Here is a 21,600-nt window from a genome sequence, read left to right on the forward strand (position 1 = left end):
AGTGTTCCCGGCGGGGCCATTTTAGCTACCTCGACCGTCAGTCAGGCAAAACGCTAGCGCTGGCAGCCGAGGCAGCTAAAATAGCCCCGTCCCTAATTGACTACCCTTACACCGTGCGGGGAGGTCTGCAATTTATACAGTTCATTGGCTGTTAAGGGTGGCAATACTGCCGCGATGCGGTAACCTCATTGATTGGTTTCGCGACAGCAACACAACGGTAATGTCGCGGAAACACGGCGAGCCTAAGCTATGACTCGTTCGTTAGTAATCAACACCGCTTCTCGCGCGGTGCCGATACGAAGGGAGTTCCGTATGGCCGAACTTACTGACCGCTTCGGGACCATGGTGTTCTCTGAGGAAGTCATGAAGGACTACCTCCCCAAGGACATTTGGAAGCGCCTTGCTGCAACCCTCGAGGATGGTGAGCCGCTCGACCTGGATGTGGCCAACGCCGTTGCCCACGCCATGAAGGTGTGGGCCATCTCCAAGGGCGCTACGCACTACGCGCATTGGTTCCAGCCGCTTTCGGGCATCACTTCCGAGAAGCATGACAGCTTCCTCGAGCCCAACCACGACGGCACCGCCATTACCAAGTTCACGGGTAAGAACCTCATCCAGGGCGAGCCGGATGCCTCCAGCTTCCCCAACGGCGGCCTGCGCGCCACCTTCGAGGCCCGCGGCTACACCGCCTGGGATCCCACCAGCCCCGCCTTTATCAAGGACGACGTCCTGTGCATCCCCACGGCGTTCTGCTCCTACACGGGCGAGGCCCTGGACAAGAAGACCCCGCTGCTGCGCTCCATGACCGCACTCTCGCGTGAGTCCAAGCGTGTTCTCGCCCTCTTTGGCAAGACCCCCAAGAAGGTCGTTCCTTCCGTGGGCGACGAGCAGGAGTACTTCCTGATCAAGAAGGACGCCTACCGCAAGCGCAAGGACCTGGTCATCACCGGTCGCACCCTCTTTGGCGCCGCTCCCTGCAAGGGCCAGGAGCTCGAGGAGCACTACTTTGGCGCTATCCGCCCCACCGTCTCGTCCTATATGAAGGACCTGGACAACGAGCTGTGGGCGCTTGGCATTCCCGCCAAGACCAAGCACAACGAGGTTGCTCCCTGCCAGCACGAGCTCGCCCCCGTCTATGGCGAGGTCAACGAGGCCATCGACCAGAATCTGGTCATGATGGAGAAGATGAAGCTCATCGCCTCCCGCCACGACTTGGTCTGCCTGCTGCACGAGAAGCCCTTCGAGGGCATCAACGGTTCGGGCAAGCACAACAACTGGTCGCTTGGCACCGAGTCCGAGAATCTGCTCGATCCGGGCGACACCCCGCTCGACAACCTGCAGTTCATCGTCTTCCTCACCGCGGTGATCGAGGCCGTCGATAACTATCAGGAGCTCCTGCGTGCCTCCGTTGCTTCGGCCGGCAACGACCATCGTCTGGGCGCCAACGAGGCTCCTCCGGCGATTATGTCCATCTTCCTGGGCGACCAGCTTACCGAGGTCGTCGAGAAGATCATCGATGGCAAAGCTTCCGTCCATGCCACGCGCGGCGTGCTCGACCTGGGTGCCGATACCCTGCCCAAGCTGATGCAAGACAACACCGACCGCAACCGCACCTCCCCGTTCGCCTTCACCGGCAACAAGTTCGAGTTCCGTGCCTGCGGCTCCGAGCAGAACGTCTCCGACTCCAACCTGGTGCTCGATGCCGCCGTGGCCAAGTCGCTCAAGTCCTTCGCCGATGCCCTTGAGGGTACGCCCGAGGATAAGTTCCAGGACGCCGCGCTCGAGTACTGCAAGAAGGTGCTGACCGATCACCAGCGCATCCTGTTCTCCGGCGACGGTTACTCCGACGAGTGGCCCATCGAGGCCGAGAAGCGCGGCCTTGCCAACAACAAGACCACGGCCGACGCCCTGCCCGCCTTTGTTTCCGATAAGGCTATCGCGCTCTTTGAGGAGACGGGTGTCCTGACCAAGGCCGAGGCCCAGTGTCGTTACGATTGCAAGCTCGAGAAGTACAACAAGCTCATGAACATCGAGGCCACCACGATGGTTCGCGAGGCGCGTCGTACCTATCGCCCGGTCATTACCGCCTATGCCACCAAGGTCGCTAAGGGCCTTGAGACTATTCGTGCCGCCGGTGCCGAGGCTGCCATGCAGTGCGAACAGAACACGCTCAACAAGCTCTGCAACGGCATCACCACCATCAACGACTCCATCAAGGCGCTCGACGCCGTGCATCAGAAGGCCGAGGCTCTCGATGGCCAGGAGCAGGCCAACGTGTATGCACACGAGGTCGTTCCCGCTATGGATACGCTGCGTGCCGCCGTGGACGCCATGGAGGAGATCGTGGCCGCCGACTACTGGCCGGTCCCGACCTACGACGACATTCTGTTCTACGTGTAACAGACACGTTTGATTTTGCGTGCGAAGGGGTCTCGCCTGTGCGAGGTCCCTTCTTTTTTGTCGCCACCGGCGAAGACGGCAGAGGTTCTTGGCTGATTTGGCGCACGGGCTTGGCGCGCATGCGCCGAAACGAAAACAGCCAAGACAAAAAACGAACCCGCACGACTTAACATCGCACGGGTTCGCACATTTTCGGGTTGGTGCCCCCAGCGGGATTCGAACCCGCGATATCCACCTTGAAAGGGTGGCGTCCTTGGCCGCTAGACGATGGGGACAGCGGGAAAGAGTATAGCAGACTTTTTTGCCGGCGCGTATATCGTTGGCAAACTGGAAAACCACCACACAGGAGCCGACTCTCTATCCCGATTTTCAAATATCTCAATCTGTAACATCTGGGCGAGCAAATCGGCTCTATCTGTTACAGATCGAGACAGACGGCGGCAGTCGGGGCGAACATCTCAATCTGTAACAGTAAGACGACTTTTAACGGTCTGAATGTTACAGATCGAGACAAACTACCGTGGCGGGTCGAAACCACCACAAAGGTGCCTGTCCACTTTGTGGTGGTTAGGGGAGGAGCTTCATCGCGGCGTCGTGGGCGGCGTGCTCGTAGGTGTCGTCGAGGGGCGTGAGCGGCAGCAGGGCGGCGGCCTGTGCGTCGCCACGGCGCTCAAGGGCGTGGGCGATGAGCCAGTCGGCGAGCTCGGGGTTCTTGGGTAGCGCTGGTCCGTGCAGGTACGTGCCGATGACTCCCTTGTAGATCAGACCCTCAAAGTCATCGTCGCCGTTGTTGCCGGTGCCCACGACGACGGACGTTCCGAGCGGCATGGCCTCTGCATCGAGCAGGGTGCGGCCGCCGTGGTTCTCGAATCCCACAAAGGGCTCGGGTGCCAGGTCGGTCTTAACGGCGACGTTGCCGATCAGGCGGTCGGAGCCGCGCACGGTTTCGGCGGCAACGACGCCCAGGCCATCGATGCGATTCTCGCCCATATAGTACGAACGGCCGAGCAGCTGATAGCTGCCGCAGATAGCGAGCAGCGAGCCGCCGTCCTCAACATAGGCTGCGACCTTGTCTTTTTGAGCGAGCAGCTCGTGTGCCACGGCCAGTTGGTCGCGGTCGGAGCCACCGCCCATCATGACGATGTCGGCGTCGGTGAGATCGAGCGACTCGCCCATACGGACTTCGTCCACGCGCACGGGAATGCCGCGCCAGGAGCAGCGGCGCTCGAGGACAATGACGTTGCCGCCGTCGCCATAGAGGTTGAGGGCATCGGGATACAGGTAGACGATGCGTAGCGGGCGCGAAAGCTCGACCGGCGCAATGTCGGTGGGGACAGCGCTGCCATCGGCGCGCGTTACGGCGTGGGAGGCGACCGAGCTCGCATCGGTGCCCTTAAGCTCGTCGAGCTCCTTGACCAGCGGCGGGAAGGCCGTGTAGTTGGCGACTGCGTAGAAGGTGTCATCGGCGGCCTCGTCTGCCACGGCGCCAATTGCCTGCGCGACGTCCGAGATAATCGCGGCATCGATGCCGGCGTACTTGAGGCGTACCTGCATGTCGTGTGCACGCGTGCCTCCGGCAAAGGCGACAAGACCCGGCGTGTCGGCGATGCGCTCAAAGTCGACGTCGTAGATCCACGATACATCGTGGCCGTCGGCATCGTTGTCGTTGAGGAAGAAAGCGCAGAGTCTGCCGCCTGCAGTCTTGATGGACTGGATTTGTCGATCGAAGCCTACGGGATTCTTAGCCAGGTTGGCCTCGACGGTGCGGCCGGCGATATCCCAGCGCCCCATGCGTCCGCCGGCGGGCACATAGGCATCGAGCGTGGGCTGCAGGTGCGCCGTATCCACGCCCAACTCATGTGCGGCAAAGAATGCGGCGGCAACGTTGTAGACCATGTACAGACCGTTGTAGCGCGTGGCGATGTGTACGGCAGCCGCGTTGGACGCAGATCCAAAGACCAGGTCAAAATCGTAGCCGTCGCAGCCGAGCTCCACGCCCGTCACGCGACGGACAAGCGCAGGGCGTGCCCAACCGCACGAGGGGCAATGGTAGGCGCCGAGCTGGCCGTATTGCACGTAGTCGTACTCCAACGGGGTGTTGCACTGCGAGCAAAAGCGCGAGTCGCTAATGCGGTCAGACTCGGTGTCGGTGGCGCCGTCGATGCCAAAGGCGATGCTTGCATTGGGAACGCGCGCGGCGATCGCGGCACACAGCGGGTCGTCGGCGTTATAGATGAGCGTCGTTGTCGGCGAAAGCTCCAGCGCGTGGGCGATGACGTCCTGGGTGTGGTCGATCTCACCGTAGCGGTCCAGCTGGTCGCGGAACAGGTTGAGCAGCACAAAGTAGGTCGGCTTGAGCTTGGGCAGGACGCGCACCGTGTAGAGCTCGTCGCACTCAAAGACGCCTACGCGCTTGCTGCTGGCGGTTCGCTTAAGGTTGCCGCGCGCCTCGAGCAATGCGCCCACCACGCCTGGCTCCATGTTGTTGCCGGCGCGGTTGCATACCACGGTGGCGCCGCTGGCGGCAACGGCATCGGCGATGAGGTTGGAGGTGGTGGTCTTGCCGTTGGTGCCGGTGATCACCACGCTGCGGTCGACAAGGCCCGCGAGGTCGCTTAGCAGCTCGGGGTCGATCTTCATGGCGATGCGGCCGGGGAGTACGCCGCCCTGGCGCTTAAGGACGGAGCGCAGCCCCCAGCGGGCGATATCGCTCGAGGTGCAGGCGAGAAATGAGCGGAAGTTCATGAAGCCGTTCCTAACGTGAATGACATGGTCGTGGCGTTTGCGCCGTTAAAAGCCGTAACGGCGCGCAAATTCCTGGGCAAGCTGCGATACGTCTTCGCAAGCGTTGGTCCAGGGGGCAAAGTCGGGAGTATCCGAGATGATGCCGTCGGCCTCCCAAACTGCCTGATGCGAAAGGTCCCAGGGGTCGTGCGGTTCGGGCCGGCAGGGAAGGTACGGTGTCTGATACATGGGGTTCAGCAAAAAGAACGCGCCGCCCTCGCAGCGGTTGGCAAACTCGCGCAGCGCGCGTGTCGCCGGGCGCATCTTGTTCGTTTTGAACAACAGGATCGTGCGGGCGAGTAGGTACCAGGGGGAGCTCTCGAGGGCATCGGCCCCCATCTGCTCCTCGAGCTGGTGGGCCAGGGCAAAAAAGCCGTCCTCGTCTTCCAGGCGAGCGAGGGCGAGTAGCACGGTGCCTGCAGCTCGGGTGGGATAGCCTTCCGCCTTAAGAACGCGGCGAGAATAGTTGGCGGCAGCACGGTAGCGAGCGCTCGCTATGCACAGCTGCGAGATGGCCTCGAGCGTGTGGAGCCACCCGATAAGAGCCGGCTCGCTTACGGTGAGATCGGCCGCCGTCACGCCGTCCGTCAAAACCTTGTTGGCCCAGTAGTGCGGGGCCTCCATGTCGAACCCGGGCACGCTTTGCTGCAAGTAATCGGCCGTGGTCGCCTCGAGCTTCATCAAGTCGCCTAGACAGGCGTCGACGGGCGTGTCCGCCAAAATGATGGCGAGCAGCTGGGCATCGACGGCCAGCGCGTCGACGCGGACGATCTTGAGCAGCTCATCGCGCGTATCGTCGAACAGGTGGTTGCGCGTCTGTTCAAACTCCTCGTCGCTGCCCATGTCCTCGATACGATGGAGCTCGTCGAGCAGGTGGCGGTGGACGCCTGCATAGGACAGCAGTGCCTGGGCATGCTCGGTCTGCGCATACTTATGAGGGTTGACGCTCACGTCGTTATGGACAAGCTCGCGTGCTGCATCGGTGAGTTCGGGGTGCGACGCAAGGTAGGCGCGCTCCAGGTAGGCGGGGATGTAGACGCTCGGATCCATTAGAGGTCTCCTCCCTTAAACGGCAGGCCCTGCTCGGCCGCCCGCAGGATGCGCTCGTCAATCTGGGAACGCACGATATCGTTGGTGGCGACCCAGGCGGCAAAGCTGGCGTTGTCGGGGGCGCCCAAGCCCTCTTGCAGTACCGGCGTCGCCTCGGACAGCGCAAGGACAAGCTCGTCGGTGGAGCCCACGCCCACGTTGACGCGGGCATAGACGCCATCGGGAAACTCGGTTTGGAAATAGAGCGCCTCGGCTGCGTGTGGGCACGAGCGTGCAAGGATGCGCAAGTAGTGCTCGGCACCCTCGTAGTCCAGCTCGCGCCAGGCAGCGCTCATCAGCGCGATGAGCGTCCATGGGTCCAAGTCGCGCTCCGCGTCCTTGGGACGACGGCGTAGCGGCGTGTTGGTGAGATAGGGGACGGAGTGGGCAGAGCGAAAGCGCTTGAGCTCCTCGGCGGGGTATTCGAGCTTCGCCATGGCGAGCATCGCGGTGTGACGGACGCCGGCCGGATCGTTGGGGGCAAAGTCGAGGCTGCGGTTTGCGGCTTCGAGCGACATGCGATAGCGGCCGCTAATGAGGGCGCGCGACGCAAGGGCGGCAAGCCAGCGCAGGTAGGGGCGGCGCATAAGGTCGCCTGCGGCCTCGCGCTCGTAGGGGTCCTGCGCCGAGGCGATCTTGAGTGCCAGGTCGTGCTCGACTTCATCGCGCTTGGATACCAAGTACTGTACGTACTCCTCGTTGGAGTTGGCGGTGAGGGCGATCAGCATGCGCTGGGCATCCCAGTTGGTGGGGTCGAGCGCGGCTGCCTCGCGAAGCATGTTCTCGGCAGCGGCCTCTTCTTGCTCTGCCTGGGTATCGTCAGGGATAAAGGGAATGCGGTAGTCGACAGCCTCGACCACCTTGGCAATGAGGTGCCCGGCGCGGTCGCGGTCGTGCACGATGAGCGGCGCGGGGTCGCGGGTGAATTGTTCCATCAGACGCTCTACGGCGGCACCGTCGGTGAGCGGGATATTGTCGCGGCGCAAGGCCTCAAGAACGAGGCGATGGCAATCCTCTTGAATGGGATCGAATGCCATGGGGCCTCCTTTGCTGCGGTTAGGGTTCAAATGTCTCTATATAAGGTTCTAGTTTACCCGCATGTGGCACACCGGGGGTGCCGCACTTGGACATGCACCTTTGCACCACGAAGACGGATGTCGCACAAATGTCGGCACCTTGGACGACTGAGTGGTATCACGGTGCCGCAAACGGTCGATTTTTGGCGGCGAACGGGGCACATTTTGGAGGGCCACAGTCCTGCCCGGGATATGTGGTCAACCTTGATAAAACGTTTGCCCAGCTTGGGAGTATGAATGCCCCACAAGGGTCTTCAGGGATAGAAAAAACGTTTCATCATTGTCGGCTTTAGGTGAATAACTGACCAACCAGAACGGTAGAATAGTGTTTGTCTGAGCGTTGAGACGTTTAGACATCGCGCATTGTCATCGCCGGCAACGCGCAAAACGGTCCTAACGGAGCCAATTGGGTGCTCCGTTATATACGCAAGTCTAAGAGGGGCTTGTTTAGGAGGCACAGTATGGGACGTTTTACCAATCCTCGCGATCTGTACTTTGGTGAGGGCGCTCGCCACGAGGTGAAGAACCTCAAGGGCAAGAAGGCCATCATCGTTTCTGGCGGCAGCTCTATGCGCCGCGGCGGGTTCCTGCAGGACGTTGAGGCCGACCTCAAAGAGGCCGGCATGGAGGTCAAGCTGTTCGAGGGCGTCGAGTCCGATCCGTCCATCGAGACGGTCATGAAGGGCGCCGAGGCCATGCGCGAGTTCGAGCCCGACTGGATTATCGCCATCGGCGGCGGCTCGCCCATCGATGCCGCTAAGGCCATGTGGGTCTTCTACGAGTATCCCGAGGAGTCCTTCGATAACATCATCCAGCCGTTCAGCTTCCCCGAGCTGCGTCAGAAGGCTCACTTCTGCGCCATCTCCTCTACCTCCGGTACCGCTACCGAGGTCACTGCCTTCTCCGTCATTACCGACTATGCCAAGGGCATCAAGTACCCGCTGGCCGACTTCAACATCACCCCTGATGTCGCCATCGTCGACCCCGAGCTCACCTACACCATGCCCGCCAAGCTGTGCGCTCACACCGGCATGGACGCTCTGACCCACTGCATGGAGGCCTACGTTTCCACCTGCGCTTCCATGTTCACCGACGCCAACGCTCTGCACGGCATCCGCGAGATCGTCGAGTGGCTGCCCAAGTCCTATGCTGGCGACCATGAGGCCCGTCAGCACATGCACGAGGCTCAGTGCATCGCCGGTATCGCCTTCTCCTCGGGCCTGCTCGGCATCGTTCACTCCATGGCTCACAAGACCGGTGCTGCCTTCGAGAACGGCCACATCATCCACGGTGCTGCTAACGCCATGTACCTGGGCAAGGTCATCCAGTGGAACTCCAAGGATCCCCGTGCTGCCGAGCGTTATGCTTACGTGGCCAAGGAGATCCTGCACCTTCCCGGCGAGACCAACGAGGAGCTCATCGCCGCGCTCGTCCAGAAGATTCGCGACCTCAACGACCAGCTCAACATTCCGCAGTCCATCAAGGATTACGCGAATGGTGGCGTGAAGGTCGACGCCGAGAACCCGCAGATGGTTTCCGAGGAGGAGTTCCTCGCCAAGCTGCCCGAGATCGCCGCGAACGCCGAGACCGACGCCTGCACGCCGGAGAACCCGCGTGAGACCAAGGCTGCCGACTTCGAGAAGATCCTCAAGGCCTGCTACTACGACACCGACATCGATTTCTAATCGACTCTTGTTATCGTAACGAGGGGCTCCGCACGTATCCGTACGGAGCCCCTTTCTTTTTTCTTTTAGAGAATGGGATAGTTATGGCTGCAATTTTCAATAGCCCCAGCAAGTACATCCAGGGTCCGGACGAGCTGGCCAAGCTCGGCTCCTATGTCGAGCCGCTCGGCGCTAAGGCCCTCGTCATCGTGACGCCTTCGGGCAAGAAGCGCGTCGGTGCCAAGATCGAGGGCAGTTTTGCCGAGGCCAAGGCCGAGCTGCTGTTTGAGGACTTTAACGGCGAGTGCTCCAAGGGCGAGGTCGATCGTCTGGTTGCGCTCGCTCGCGACAACGGTTGCGACATCATCGTCGGCGTCGGTGGCGGCAAGATCCTCGACACCGCGAAGGCCGTTGCCTACTACCTGGAGTCCCCGGTCATCATTTGCCCCACCATTGCTTCGACCGATGCTCCGTGCTCGGCACTTTCGGTGCTCTACACCGACGACGGCCAGTTCGACAAGTATCTCTTCCTTAAGGCAAACCCCAATATCGTCCTTATGGATACGACGGTTATCGCGGCGAGCCCGGTGCGCCTGACGGTTTCCGGCATGGGCGATGCGCTCGCAACCTACTTTGAGGCCCAGGCGACGCATGATGCCGACGGCGGCACTTGCGCCGGCGGCAAGGGCGGCATGGCCGGCCTGGCGCTCGCCAAGCTCTGCTACGAGACGCTTATGGCCGATGGCGTCAAGGCCAAGGTCGCGCTGGAGAAGGGTGCGCTCACGCCTGCCGTCGAGCACATCATTGAGGCCAATACGCTGCTTTCGGGCATTGGCTTTGAGAGCTCGGGCCTTGCTGCTGCTCATGCTATCCACAATGGCCTGACGATGCTGCCCGAGTGCCACGGCATGTATCACGGCGAGAAGGTCGCCTTCGGCACCATCGTCCAGCTGGTACTCGAGGATGCCCCGACCGAGAAGCTCGAGGAAGTCTTGGGCTTCTGCATTGAGCTGGGCCTGCCGGTCACGATGAAGGAACTTGGCGTTGCCGAGCTTACGCGCGAGCAGGCCATGATTGTTGCCGAGGCCGCCTGCGCACCCGATGACACCATGTGCAACATGCCGTTTGAGGTGACGCCCGAGATGGTCGCAAACGCCATCCTGGGTGCCGACGCGCTGGGCCACTACTATCTCATGGATGAGTAAATCAAGCTAAGGAAGGGGCAAAGCAAGCAGATGGCTTTGCCCCTTTTTACTATGGTGCAAAGTGGCCTGTCTCCAATGCACAAGTTGGTGCAGGGGGCAAGTTACTTTGCACCAATCGTTGTTTGATGAAGGGCGGATTCTCGTATGGCGCTTCCCATGGTTTATGGCGGTCCCGGCCGGTATGTTCAGGGGCCGGGCGAACTTTCGCGTCAGGGCAGGTATTTGTCATGGTTGGGCTGCGCTGCTTATGTCTTGTTTGACCAGGGCACCGAGGATCGGCTGTGCAAGCAGATTGTCGATGGATTTCTGGACGAAGATCTAAGTGAGCCGTTCTTTAAGATTTATGACGGTCCGTGTACGGAAGACGCCGTTGTCGAAATGGCTAAGGAAGCCCGGGCCGAGTATTGCGACATGGTGGTGGGCATTGGCGGCGGCAAGATACTCGATATTGCCAAGGCCGTTGCGTTTTATGCCGAGGTGCCGTTGTGCGTATGCCCAACGGCGGCTTCGATGGACGGTCCGTGCAGCGCGATTTCGGTGCTGTATCACGAGGATGGGTCGTTCGACCACTACCTGATGCTCGAGAAGAATCCAGACCTGGTCGTGGTCGATACCAACGTGGTCGCGGCAGCCCCACTGCGTATGACGGTCGCTGGCATGGGCGACGCACTGGCAACGTACTTCGAGGCGCGTTCGTGCGCCGCGGCGCACGGTGCCAACGAGCACGGTGGCGCGCCGGGGCACTTGGCCTTGGTTGCGGCTCGTGCCTGCTATGACACACTCATGGAGTGCGGCGTCGCTGCCAAGCGCGATCTCAAAAAGGGCCGTACATCGCCGGCAGTTGAGCGCCTGATCGAGTGCTATATTCTGCTCTCGGGTGTTGGCTTTGAGAGTGGCGGTTTGGCGTTGGCGCATGCGATCGCCAACGGCCTGACGATTTTGCCCGAGTGCAAGGCCATGCACGGCGAGGCCGTAGCGTTTGGTCTGATGGTTCAGCTTCGTCTGGAGCGTGCACCCGAGCTTGATCGGGTGCTCGAGTTTTGCCAACGCGTCGGTCTGCCGACGACGCTCGAGGAGCTGGGCCTTGGCGAGATTTCCGATGCCGATCTGCAGAGTGTTGCAAATGCGGTCTTTAGAAACGAGCGTAACATGGCCAACGAGCAGACCAAGGTGACCAAACAGAAGCTCGTGCAGCTCATGTGCGAGGCATAGCTTGGCGCTTGATTGACCTTGTGCAATCGAGGCGGCGATAGGCATAGGCTATTTGCCGCAAAGATGCGCCGCGTGTAATTTGCCCGAGGCGTGGGCCGATAGCGTATCATTATCTCTTGCTTGTTTGCACTGCTCAGGGAGGGGCCGCGCATGGCGCAGGAACACGATCTGTTTGATGACATTATCGAGATCAGCAAGGGTTTCGACTTTCTTAAAAACCCGCTTGGCGGTGTGACCGATGCACTCGATCCGTCGGCACCGCAGTGGAATCCTGCCGACTACAAGGAGCGTCCGCGCGGCAACACCATTCCGTGCCTGACCTGCAAAAACGAAAAGAGCGGTTGCACCGCGTGCATGGACGTGTGCCCGGTCAACGCTATCGAGGTCGAGGAAGACGCCATCGAGATCCTCGACTCCTGCCGCAAGTGCGGCCTGTGCGCCGCTGCCTGTCCGACCGAGGCGATCATCTCGCCGCGCCTGGCGCCTAAAAACCTATATGACGATATCGTCTCTGCTGCTACGAGCCACGAGACCGCCTACGTCACCTGCACGCGCGCCCTCAAGCGCATGCCGCGCGAAAACGAGGTCGTCGTTGCCTGTGTGGGCGATATTACGGCCGAGACCTGGTTCTCGGTGCTGGCCGACTATCCCAACGTGAGCGTCTACCTGCCACTGGGCGTGTGCGATAAGTGTCGCAACACCGGTGGCGAGGATATTCTGGGCGAGGCCATCGCCACTGCCGAGGAGTGGGCCGGTACGGGCATGGGCCTGGAGGTCGACCCCAAGAGCCTCAAGTGCCATAAGCTTCGCGAGTACGAGCGCAAAGAGTACATGGAAAAGATCGCCCGTACAACGGGCCTGACGGTGACCAAGCTCAATCCGGCGACGGCGGCGCTGGCCTCGGTGACGCAGAAGTTGAAGGCCCACCGTCACCAGATTACGCAGCTGGAGCGCACGCTCAACACCATGTGCGGCACCACGACGACCAAGCGTCGCCGTACGCTTACGCACGGGCGCCAGCTGGTACTCTCGACGCTGCAAAACCATCCCGAGCTTGCCCAGAACATGCAGGTGAGCACGCCGGAATGCGATTTTGACAAGTGCACGTCGTGTGGCGAGTGTGTCAACGTGTGCCCCACGTTTGCCTGCGATTTGGTGGGAAGCGGTCGCTTTGCACTGGAGTCCACGTATTGCCTAGGTTGCGGGGCCTGCGTCAAGGTGTGTCCCGAGCATGCGCTTAAGTTGGTTGAGCATGATGCATCTAACCTGGTCGTCGTCGATCCCGAGGCCGAGGAAAAGGCCGCTCAGAAGGCCAAGGCCCACGAGGAGGCCGAGAAGGTCAAGGCCGAGGCAAAGGCTAAGCTCGACAAGATGCTCGATCAGGTGGAGAAGCTCGCGGACTAGCTAAAAGAGCGTAAATGATGGCCGGTGGGACAGGTACTGCCCCGCCGGCCAAAAAAGTTGCGGTGGAATAGTTCCTGTTTTGCCCTTAAGCTGGCCATTCTAGGAACTATTCCACCGCAACTAATAAATGGTTAGTTCATGCTGCTTTGGTGGCCGGTTCGACCGGTACCGTTGCGCGTCACGGTTTCATGGAGCAAAAAGAACCCGGGAACCTGTTTGGTCTCGGTGTATTCCATAAGGATACCGTCGGCGTTGTAGGTCTGTCCGCGTATAACGGCGAGTGCGTTAAAGTCGTCGAGATCGAGCACGCGCGTATCCTCGGGCGTGGGATGCTCGATCGTTACATCGCGTTTGCCCGTGGCAATCTTAATGCCAAGATCTTCTTCGAGGTAACGATAGATCGAGTCGTTGACAATCTCGGGTGTCAGCCCCGGTACTTGTGAGCTTAGGTAATAGGAGTCGTCGGAGCACACGGCTTGTCCGTCTGCATAACGGATGCGTTTGGCGCGTGTGAGCTCACAGCCTTCGGGAAACCCGGTAATCTTGGAGAGCGCCTTGCTACAGATGAGGAGCTCAAAGACGGTGGTGACAGTCTTGAGCTCAAAGCCTCGGTTGACCGCGATTTCCTTAAAGGTCTCGAGTCCGCCGCCACCACGACTCTTCTCGTCACTGATGTTGCGAATGACGCGCATGCCTTTGCCTTGCTGGGGGAGCACGTAGCCATCTGCCGCAAGCATCGAGATGGCGCGACGGACCGTCATGCGCGAACAGTCAAACAGCTGCGTGAGCTCAGTCTCCGAAGGCAGATAACTCTGATAGGCGTATGTGCCGTCGTCAATCGACTGCTTCACGTTGTCATAAATAGTTTGGAAGATGGCTCGCGCCATGACGGTCTCCTAGAGCTGGGTGCGTGAACGACGGATGAGGGCCGTCCGCGCAGGTGTCAATCGATTTACTTGCTGGGGTCGATTATATATTTACCCATGGCACGCAGAGCTGGGTCTGACAGGATGGCGCCGAGTTCGTCGAGGGAAGCCACCTTGGCGACCATCGAGGATACGTCGAGCCTGCCAGAGTCGATGAGCTCGAGCGCGCGACGCTGCGTATAAGGGTTGATGTAGGACGAGGTAAGCACAAGCTCCTTCTGGAAGACCTCGAAGGGCTTGACGGTGATTGTCTCATCGGGCTTGGTGAGGCCGAACATCATGACCGTAGCCTTGTGGCCGGCGATCTGGATGGCCTGCTCGATGGTGACGGGCTTGCCAACACACTCGATAACGACATCGACGTTGCCGACGCCCTCCTGCTCCAGGCGGGCCGGGACGTCCTCGTGGATGGAATCAATTGCCAGGTCGGCGCCGAGTTTGAGCGCAACCTCGCGCTTGCCTTCGACGGGCTCGAGCAAGACAACCTTGGTGGCGCCGGCGTTTTTAGCAAGCTGCATCATGAGCAGACCGATCATGCCACCGCCGATAACGACAACTGTGCTGCCGGGCTTGATGTTGCACATATCGATGCCGTGCAGGCAGCAGGCGACGGGCTCGGTCATAGCGCCCTGCTCAAAGCTGGTGTGATCGCCCAACTTGTAGACTTGCTGCATATCGACGGAGCAGTACTCCGCAAAGCCGCCGTTAACGGTGGTGCCGTAGCCGGTCATATGCTCGCAGTAGTGGTTGATTCCGTCGCGGCAGGGTTCGCAGCAGCCGCAGGGATGGTTTGGGTCGATGCACACGCGATCGCCCGGTTTAAAGCCAGCGACATCGCTGCCCACGGCCTCGACAACGCCCGCAAACTCATGACCAAGGATCGTGGGCGGGGTAACGTCCGCTGCGCCCTTGTCGCCTTCATAGATATGAACGTCGGTACCGCAGACGCCGCAAGCTTTGACGTTGATCAGAACGTCGCGCCTGCCCACGGCCGGCTTTGCCGATTCCTCGACTCTGAGGTCGTGCTTTCCATAGAAGACCGCGCTTTTCATGGTGACTCCTTAACGTGGCGGTGAATGTTGTAATGAAGTATAGGCGTGTATGCAGATATAGACAAGCATATCTAGACAAGTAGAAAAGAATTATGAATTGAGGCCATCAGCTATATCAGCTTTAGCAGGCGAAATACTGGACATATACCGTTTACGGCTAATAATCAACCGTTTACCGACCGTAGTATTAATGCTAACTTGTCTAGATAAGTGATATGATAAAAAAGAAGTGCAAGAAGTCAGGGACACGGGCCCACCCGTCCTATTGCACGAGGTACACGCAAACGGCGCGTCTGCGGTCTCGAGTGAAGCCAAAACCGCAGTCGCTCCGAATGAAGAGAGGGGGATTCCCCGTCATGATGCAAAAGATACAACGTTTCGGCGGTGCAATGTACACGCCTGCAATTCTTTTCGCATTTTCCGGAATCGTCGTCGGCCTGGGTACGTTGTTTACCACCGAGGCGATCTTTGGCGAGATGGCCACTGCGGGCCATCTTTGGTTTGATTGCTGGAATGTGCTGCTCCAGGGTGGTTGGACGCTCTTTAACCAGATGCCGTTGCTGTTTTGCGTAGCGTTGCCAATCTCGCTCGCGAACAAGCAGAACGCTCGCTGCTGCATGGAGGCTTTGGCCATCTACCTTACCTTCAACTACTTTGTAAGCACAATCTTGGGGCAGTGGGGCCCTGTCTTTGGGGTCGACTACTCTGTCGAGGCGGGCAGCGGTACTGGTCTTGCCACTATCGCAAGCATCAAAACGCTTGATATGGGCATCATGGGCGCGCTTATCATTTCAGGTATCGCCACGATGCTTCACAACAAGTACTTCGACACCGAACTTCCTGAGTGGTTGGGCGTGTTCTCGGGCTCCGTGTTCATCTATATGATCGGTTTCTTCGTTATGGTTCCGGTCGCTCTTATCGCCTGCCTGGTGTGGCCGCATGTCCAGGCTGCTATCTCCGCCTTCCAGGGATTCATCCTTTCCGCCGGTACGTTCGGCGTGGGCGTCTTTGCTTTCTTCGAGCGCGTGCTGATCCCTACAGGCCTGCACCACTTTATCTATACGCCGTTCTATTACGACAACGCGGCAGTCAACGGTGGCATCTTTGCTGCTTGGGCCAACATCCTGCCCCAACTGGCTGCCGATCCGAGCATTGCTCTTAAGGATGCCGCACCCTGGGCTGCCTATACCTGCCCTGGTTGGACTAAGGTCTTCGGCTCGCTCGGCGTCGCCATTGCGTTTTATATGACCGCCAAACCCGAGCGCAAGCAGCGCGTCAAGGCTCTGCTCATTCCCGTCACCCTTACCGCTATGCTTTGCGGTATTACCGAGCCGCTTGACTTCACCTTCCTGTTCATTGCGCCCGGCCTGTTCGTCGTCCACTGCGTGCTCGGAGCGCTCGGCTGCATGGCTCAAAACCTCCTTGGCGTCGTGGGTATCTTCGACGGCGGAATCATCTCGATGCTCTCGTGGGACTGGCTGCCCCTTTGGGCCGCACACGGTCTGCAGTACGCCATCTCCATCCTTGTCGGTCTGTGCTTTACCGCTCTTTGGGTCGTGGTCTTCCGTTTCTTGATCATCAAGTTCGACTTTAAGACCCCCGGTCGCGAGGATGACGATGTTGAGGTCGAGCTCAAGTCCAAGGCCGACTACAAGCAAAAGCAGAGCGGTGCTGCTGCTAGCAAATCGGTCGCCCAGAGTAAAGATGACGAGCGCTTGGTGCTTGCCGAGAACATTCTCGATCTACTCGGTGGCACGGACAACGTCATCGATGTAACTAACTGCGCTACCCGTCTGCGCGTTAACGTCAAGGACAAGGGCGCCGTTGCACCCGAGGCTTCCTTCAAGGCAATCGGTACGCATGGCTTGGTGGTCCAAGGCCAGTCAATCCAGGTCATCATCGGCCTTACCGTCCCGCAGGTTCGCGAGAAGTTCGAGAGTCTTCTGTAAACCATCGTCCATCGAAACAATCGGCCTTGCAGAGCCGGTATGCACCGCAAGGCCGATTCTAGAGATAAAAACTCCACTTCTAGGTAACAATTCCAAACCGTGCAGGCCGCGTACGGGGATGGATTGAGCAAGCGGCCAGAATGAGGAGGACATCATGTCCAAGAAAAACTATGCCGTGACCATTGCCGGCGGTGGCTCTACCTTCACCCCGGGCATCGCTCTGATGCTGCTTGAGGAGCGCGACCGCTTCCCGGTCAACAAGGTGACCTTCTACGACAACAACGCCGAGCGCCAGGAGACCGTGGCCAAGGCCTGCGAGATCTACTTCCACGAGAACGCCCCCGAGGTTGAGTTTAGCTACACCACCGATCCCGAGACCGCATTCACCGGGACCGACTTCGTCCTTGCTCACATCCGCGTCGGCCTGTACGCCATGCGTGAGCTTGACGAGAAGATTCCTCTCAAGTACGGCTGCGTTGGCCAAGAGACCTGCGGTGCCGGCGGTATCGCCTACGGCATGCGCTCCATCGGCGGCGTTATCGAGATCCTCGACTACATGGAGAAGTACAGCCCCAACGCCTGGATGCTCAACTACTCCAACCCCGCGGCCATCGTCGCCGAGGCTTGCCGCGTGCTGCGCCCCAACAGCCGCATCATCAACATCTGCGACATGCCGATCGACCTCATGGATAAGATGAGCCGTATGTGCGGCATCAAGGATCGTCGCGAGCTGCAGTATAGCTACTACGGCCTCAACCACTTTGGTTGGTGGAGCAAGATCTACGACAAGGACGGCAACGACCTCATGCCGCAGATTAAGGAGCACATGGCTAAGAACGGCTACCTGGACGGCATCGAGCACGAGGCCGGCAAGGAGCAGCATGTCGAGGAGAGCTGGATTCACACCTTCGGCAAGGCCAAGGATGTCTATGCTGTCGATCCCGAGACGATTCCCAATACCTACCTCAAGTATTACCTGTACCCGGACTATGTCGTCGAGACGTCTGACCCCAACTACACTCGCGCCAATGAGGTTATGGACGGCCGTGAGAAGAAGGTCTTTGGCGCTTGCCGCGACATCATCGCCAAGGGTACTGCCAAGGACGGCGGCTTTGAGCCAGATGTACATGCCAACTACATCGTCGACCTTGCCTGCGCACTGGCCGAGAACACGCTCGAGCGCTTTCTGCTGATCGTCCCCAACGATGGCGCTGTGCCCAACTTCGACCCGACGGCCATGGTCGAGGTGCCTTGCATCGTCGGCTCCAACGGCTTTGAGAAGATCTGCCAGGGCCCGATTCCGCAGTTCCAGAAGGGCCTGATGGAGCAGCAGGTTTCCGTCGAGAAGCTCGTTGTCCAGGCTTGGGTCGAGGGCAGCTACCAGAAGCTCTGGCAGGCACTCACGCTCTCCAAGACCATTCCTTCGGCGAGCGTTGCTAAGCAGATCCTGGACGAGCTCATCGAGGCCAACAAGGATTTCTGGCCCGAGCTTAAGTAAGGACTGCAGTCTCGAACTCTCACTCATCTCTGCTTCATTTGCGCCGCCGTGGCGTCCGGGTTCGCCCAGATGCTGCGGCGGCGCTATACTTATACGGTTTGAAGTACCTGTACCAAAAGGAGCTGTCGTGTCCCTTTCCATCGGTATCGTGGGCCTGCCCAACGTGGGCAAGTCGACGCTGTTCACCGCGCTTACCAAAAAGACCGGCCTTGCCGCCAACTATCCGTTCGCCACGATCGACCCCAACGTGGGTATCGTCGACGTGCCCGATAGCCGCCTGCAAAAGCTCGCCGACATCGTTAACCCGGGTCGCATCGTGCCGGCGACGGTCGAGTTCGTCGACATCGCAGGTCTGGTGAAGGGCGCCAACGAGGGCGAGGGCTTGGGCAACCAGTTCCTGGCCAACATTCGCGAGACCGACGCCATCTGCGAGGTCGTGCGCTACTTTAAGGACCCCAACGTCATGCGTGAGGTGGGTCGCACGGGCGAGTTCGTCGATCCCGCCGGTGACGCCGACACCATCATGACCGAGCTCATCCTGGCCGACATGGGCACGCTCGAGAAGCAGCTGCCCAAGCTCGAGAAGGAGGCCAAGCGCGACAAGGAGCTCATGCCCAAGTTCGAGGTCGCCAAGCGTCTGCTTGCCTGGCTCAACGAGGGCAAGCGCGCCGCGTCCATGGAGATGACCGACGAGGAGCGCGCCGCTGCCAAGGGCCTGTTCCTGCTCACTATGAAGCCCATCCTGTATGTGGCCAACGTGGACGAGGATATGCTCAACGACGATCTGGCGCCCATCGATGGTGTTAAGCCGCTGCCCATCTGCGCCAAGATCGAGGCCGAGCTTTCCGAGCTCGATCCCGAGGACGCCGCCGACTACCTGGAGAGCTTGGGCTTGGAGCAGCCCGGCCTGGACGTGCTCGCACAGGCGGCCTATAAGCTGCTTGGCCTGCAGTCGTTCTTTACGGCCGGCGAGATGGAGGTCAAGGCCTGGACGGTTCGTCAGGGCGCGACCGCCCCGCAGGCCGCCGGCGTCATCCACACCGACTTTGAGCGCGGCTTTATTAAGGCCGAGGTCATTGGCTATGACGACTACATCGAGCTCGGCGGTGAGCAGGGCGCCAAGGCCGCCGGCAAGCTGCGTATTGAGGGCAAGGACTATGTCATGGCCGATGGCGACGTCGTGCACTTCCGCTTTAACGTGTAAGGACGACGCGCATGTTTAAATATGGTAAAAAAGCCGGCTACATGGGTATTGCACTGCTCGTACTTGCGGTGATTCCGCTGGTGGTCGCAGCGTGTGTTATCCCCAACATTGGTCCCGAGGTGGCAACAAAGTTTAATGCCGCCGGCGAGGTGACGCGCTGGGGCAAGAGTTACGAGTTGCTGGCACTGCCGGTGCTCAATCTGCTGCTGAGCGTGGCGACGTACTTTACGGCAGGACGCCAGGCTAAAAACAATGATGACTCCGCCGCCATGGCGCGCATCGTGTGCGAGCGCTACCTGCGTAACGGTTGCATCACGGGTGTGTTCCTCAACGTGGTCAACGTTTACTTTATGTACTCGGCGATTACCGGAACGGGCTTTGGCTTTGGTTTCTAGCCTGTCCTTTTAGGCAACGAGCCTGCACGCATATTCAAGGGCTGCTGCGAGGCCGCCGCTCGATCGTGGTTTAAAGACCATGTCGGCGGCGGCCTCGTTTTCGTATCCGGCGCCGCGAAGGGCGAGTGCGATACCGGCTTCCAGGAGAAGGGGCAGACCACGTTGGCTGGTTGCGATTACGGCAGCCTGATTGAGCGAGCAGCTGTGCGCTTGGCATTGGATGGCAAGTTCACCTTGCGCCGGGCAAGGGACCAGAACGGCGGCGACGCGACTTGATAGCAATGCAAATGCTGTGCGCTCATCGGGCGAAAGGCATTCGGCTTCAACGACGACGAGCTTGGGCGGTGCGCTGTTTGTGCGAAGCATGGCTCGGTACATGCGGACCGAAGAACCCGACATAGAAAACTCCTGTGTATTCGTTTAAACGTAAACTATAGTTTACGTTTTTGTTCAGCTCCATTTCAAACTCGGCTGCATGGACGAACGTGCGAAACAGATTCTTGGCAAGCGAGTCGAGCAGACGCGCAGGGACCTTGGTATCTCCAAGGTCGATTTTTGTGTGGCGACAGGAATCAGCCGACCCTACCTCGACCGAATCGAAGATGGGACGGCAAATTTCACGCTCAAGGTTCTATTTAAGATCGCGCCCGCACTCGGCATGACGGTATCAGAGCTTCTCGAGGGCATCGAATAGGGGATACCCGTCGACAACTGAATTACGCCATCGGGATGCGGTCGTGGTTGACTTGGCTGTAGAACAGGCGCTGGATCTCGGCGGCATCGCGTGACTGGCCGAGCGCCCACATGGTCTTGGCCACGAGCGTCTCGGTGGTCATGTCGTCGCCGCGCAAAATGCCCGGATGATCGGCGTAGGCACGGCCGACCTCATAAACACCCAGATCAAGGCCCTCTTCGGGGACCTGCGTGGTCATAACGACGGTGCGGCCCGAATCGACCCAGCGGAAAATCGCCTCTTGGAACGACTCGCCCGACTCGCCAAACTCGGGGATACCGCCAATGCCAAAGGTCTCAAGGATTACAGCGTCGTAGCTATCGGCAAGGGCGTCGAGGATGCCCGGGTTTACGCCGGGCGTGAGCTTGAGTACAAATACGCGCGGGTCGATGCTGTCGTAGAAACGCACCGGGTTTTCGCCCTGATGCGTGCCGTGAAGCCCGTTGCGCACGATGCGGTCGTTGCGGATATAGGCGATGGGCGGATAGTTGACGCTAATGAACGCGTTAAAGCTCATGGTGCGCTGTTTGCGGGCGCGCGTACCGGCAATGGCTACGCCGCCAAACACGATTGAGACGTCGTGCGAGTGCTCGTCGAGCGCATAGAGCAGGCTCTGGTACAGGTTGAGCTTGGCGTCGGTAAAGGGATTGCCCATGGGCTTTTGCGAGCCGGTGAGTACGATAGGCTTGGGGCTGTCCTGAATCAGATAGGAAAGCGCCGCCGCGGTGTAGCTCATGGTGTCGGTGCCGTGCAGAATCACGAAGCCGTCGTGGTCGGCATAACCCTCGACGATGACGTCGCGGATACGCATCCAGTCACTGGGGCGCATATTGGTGCTGTCGATGTTCATGGGCTGCACGACGTCGAGCTCGCAGAGGCCCGAGATCTCGGGGACGCTCTGGGCGAGCTCCTCACCGGTCAGGGCGGGGGAGAGGCCGTTGCCGTCCTCGGTCGATGCGATGGTGCCGCCCGTGGCGATGAGAAGGATGCGCTTCATGCTGGTATTCCT

At 59.8% G+C, this 21,600-nt stretch carries 17 protein-coding genes and 1 tRNA gene; 10 read left to right on the forward strand and 8 right to left on the reverse strand.

The features are described 5' to 3' along the window. The first annotated feature begins 312 nt into the window (after nucleotides 1-312). Complete coding sequence (locus DW823_RS05585) at nucleotides 313-2,400, forward strand: glutamine synthetase III (RefSeq protein WP_118080944.1); 2,088 nt, start codon at nucleotides 313-315, stop codon at nucleotides 2,398-2,400. A gap of 198 nt (nucleotides 2,401-2,598) precedes the next feature. Here the strand turns inward: DW823_RS05585 and DW823_RS05590 are convergent. From DW823_RS05590 to DW823_RS05605, 4 genes are all read right to left on the reverse strand, one after another. After that, nucleotides 2,599-2,675, reverse strand: a tRNA-Glu gene (locus tag DW823_RS05590). A 292-nt stretch (nucleotides 2,676-2,967) separates the two neighbouring features. Continuing rightward, nucleotides 2,968-5,145 (reverse strand): MurT ligase domain-containing protein, encoded by a 2,178-nt coding sequence (locus tag DW823_RS05595; protein ID WP_118080946.1) that lies wholly within the window; start codon nucleotides 5,143-5,145, stop codon nucleotides 2,968-2,970. 45 nt (nucleotides 5,146-5,190) lie between these two features. Next, nucleotides 5,191-6,234: a hypothetical protein gene (locus DW823_RS05600; protein ID WP_118080948.1), complete on the reverse strand. Its 1,044-nt coding sequence runs from the start codon at nucleotides 6,232-6,234 to the stop codon at nucleotides 5,191-5,193. Next, nucleotides 6,234-7,310, reverse strand: a complete 1,077-nt coding sequence (locus tag DW823_RS05605; RefSeq protein ID WP_118080950.1) for a hypothetical protein — start codon at nucleotides 7,308-7,310, stop codon at nucleotides 6,234-6,236. The genes DW823_RS05600 and DW823_RS05605 overlap by 1 nt, the downstream gene beginning before the upstream one ends. 500 nt (nucleotides 7,311-7,810) lie before the next feature. Here DW823_RS05605 and DW823_RS05610 point away from each other — a divergent pair, with 500 nt between their 5' ends. From DW823_RS05610 to DW823_RS05625, 4 genes are all read left to right on the forward strand, one after another. Beyond that, nucleotides 7,811-9,034 (forward strand): iron-containing alcohol dehydrogenase, encoded by a 1,224-nt coding sequence (locus tag DW823_RS05610; protein WP_117655226.1) that lies wholly within the window; start codon nucleotides 7,811-7,813, stop codon nucleotides 9,032-9,034. 83 nt (nucleotides 9,035-9,117) lie between these two features. Continuing rightward, a complete protein-coding gene (locus DW823_RS05615; protein ID WP_118080952.1) occupies nucleotides 9,118-10,218 on the forward strand; it encodes a glycerol dehydrogenase in 1,101 nt (366 codons plus the stop codon). Nucleotides 10,219-10,362: 144 nt separating this feature from the next. Further along, the gene (locus DW823_RS05620) at nucleotides 10,363-11,430 is read left to right on the forward strand and encodes a glycerol dehydrogenase (RefSeq protein WP_118080954.1); all 1,068 of its coding nucleotides are present in this window, start codon (nucleotides 10,363-10,365) and stop codon (nucleotides 11,428-11,430) included. A 150-nt stretch (nucleotides 11,431-11,580) separates the two neighbouring features. Beyond that, nucleotides 11,581-12,834 (forward strand): 4Fe-4S binding protein, encoded by a 1,254-nt coding sequence (locus DW823_RS05625; protein ID WP_118080956.1) that lies wholly within the window; start codon nucleotides 11,581-11,583, stop codon nucleotides 12,832-12,834. Nucleotides 12,835-12,965: 131 nt separating this feature from the next. Here the strand turns inward: DW823_RS05625 and DW823_RS05630 are convergent, their stop codons facing one another. Beyond that, complete coding sequence (locus DW823_RS05630) at nucleotides 12,966-13,721, reverse strand: GntR family transcriptional regulator (RefSeq protein WP_117876759.1); 756 nt, start codon at nucleotides 13,719-13,721, stop codon at nucleotides 12,966-12,968. Nucleotides 13,722-13,786: 65 nt separating this feature from the next. Next, entirely contained in the window at nucleotides 13,787-14,812 is a 1,026-nt protein-coding gene (locus tag DW823_RS05635) for a zinc-dependent alcohol dehydrogenase family protein (protein WP_118080958.1), read from the reverse strand. Between the two features lie 356 nt (nucleotides 14,813-15,168). Here DW823_RS05635 and DW823_RS05640 point away from each other — a divergent pair, with 356 nt between their 5' ends. From DW823_RS05640 to DW823_RS05655, 4 genes are all read left to right on the forward strand, one after another. Further along, nucleotides 15,169-16,761, forward strand: a complete 1,593-nt coding sequence (locus tag DW823_RS05640; protein WP_118080960.1) for an alpha-glucoside-specific PTS transporter subunit IIBC — start codon at nucleotides 15,169-15,171, stop codon at nucleotides 16,759-16,761. Between the two features lie 154 nt (nucleotides 16,762-16,915). Beyond that, nucleotides 16,916-18,259 carry a 6-phospho-alpha-glucosidase gene (locus tag DW823_RS05645; RefSeq protein ID WP_117848085.1) on the forward strand — a complete coding sequence of 448 codons (1,344 nt, stop codon included), beginning with the start codon at nucleotides 16,916-16,918 and terminating at the stop codon, nucleotides 18,257-18,259. Nucleotides 18,260-18,386: 127 nt separating this feature from the next. Beyond that, complete coding sequence (ychF, locus tag DW823_RS05650) at nucleotides 18,387-19,463, forward strand: redox-regulated ATPase YchF (protein WP_035136922.1); 1,077 nt, start codon at nucleotides 18,387-18,389, stop codon at nucleotides 19,461-19,463. A gap of 11 nt (nucleotides 19,464-19,474) precedes the next feature. Next, a complete protein-coding gene (locus DW823_RS05655) occupies nucleotides 19,475-19,858 on the forward strand; it encodes a DUF1648 domain-containing protein (protein ID WP_117803697.1) in 384 nt (127 codons plus the stop codon). 9 nt (nucleotides 19,859-19,867) lie between these two features. Here the strand turns inward: DW823_RS05655 and DW823_RS05660 are convergent, their stop codons facing one another. Further along, entirely contained in the window at nucleotides 19,868-20,257 is a 390-nt protein-coding gene (locus tag DW823_RS05660) for a hypothetical protein (RefSeq protein WP_118080962.1), read from the reverse strand. A 76-nt stretch (nucleotides 20,258-20,333) separates the two neighbouring features. On the opposite strand from DW823_RS05660, the gene DW823_RS05665 reads away from it, so the two are divergent. After that, nucleotides 20,334-20,552 (forward strand): helix-turn-helix domain-containing protein, encoded by a 219-nt coding sequence (locus DW823_RS05665; protein WP_055251052.1) that lies wholly within the window; start codon nucleotides 20,334-20,336, stop codon nucleotides 20,550-20,552. Between the two features lie 22 nt (nucleotides 20,553-20,574). Here DW823_RS05665 and DW823_RS05670 read toward each other — a convergent pair whose 3' ends face one another. Further along, a complete protein-coding gene (locus tag DW823_RS05670) occupies nucleotides 20,575-21,588 on the reverse strand; it encodes an asparaginase (protein WP_055309953.1) in 1,014 nt (337 codons plus the stop codon). Nucleotides 21,589-21,600 lie beyond the last annotated feature (12 nt).

It is taken from the genome of Collinsella sp. AM34-10 (assembly GCF_003469185.1).
Lineage (GTDB): Bacteria > Actinomycetota > Coriobacteriia > Coriobacteriales > Coriobacteriaceae > Collinsella.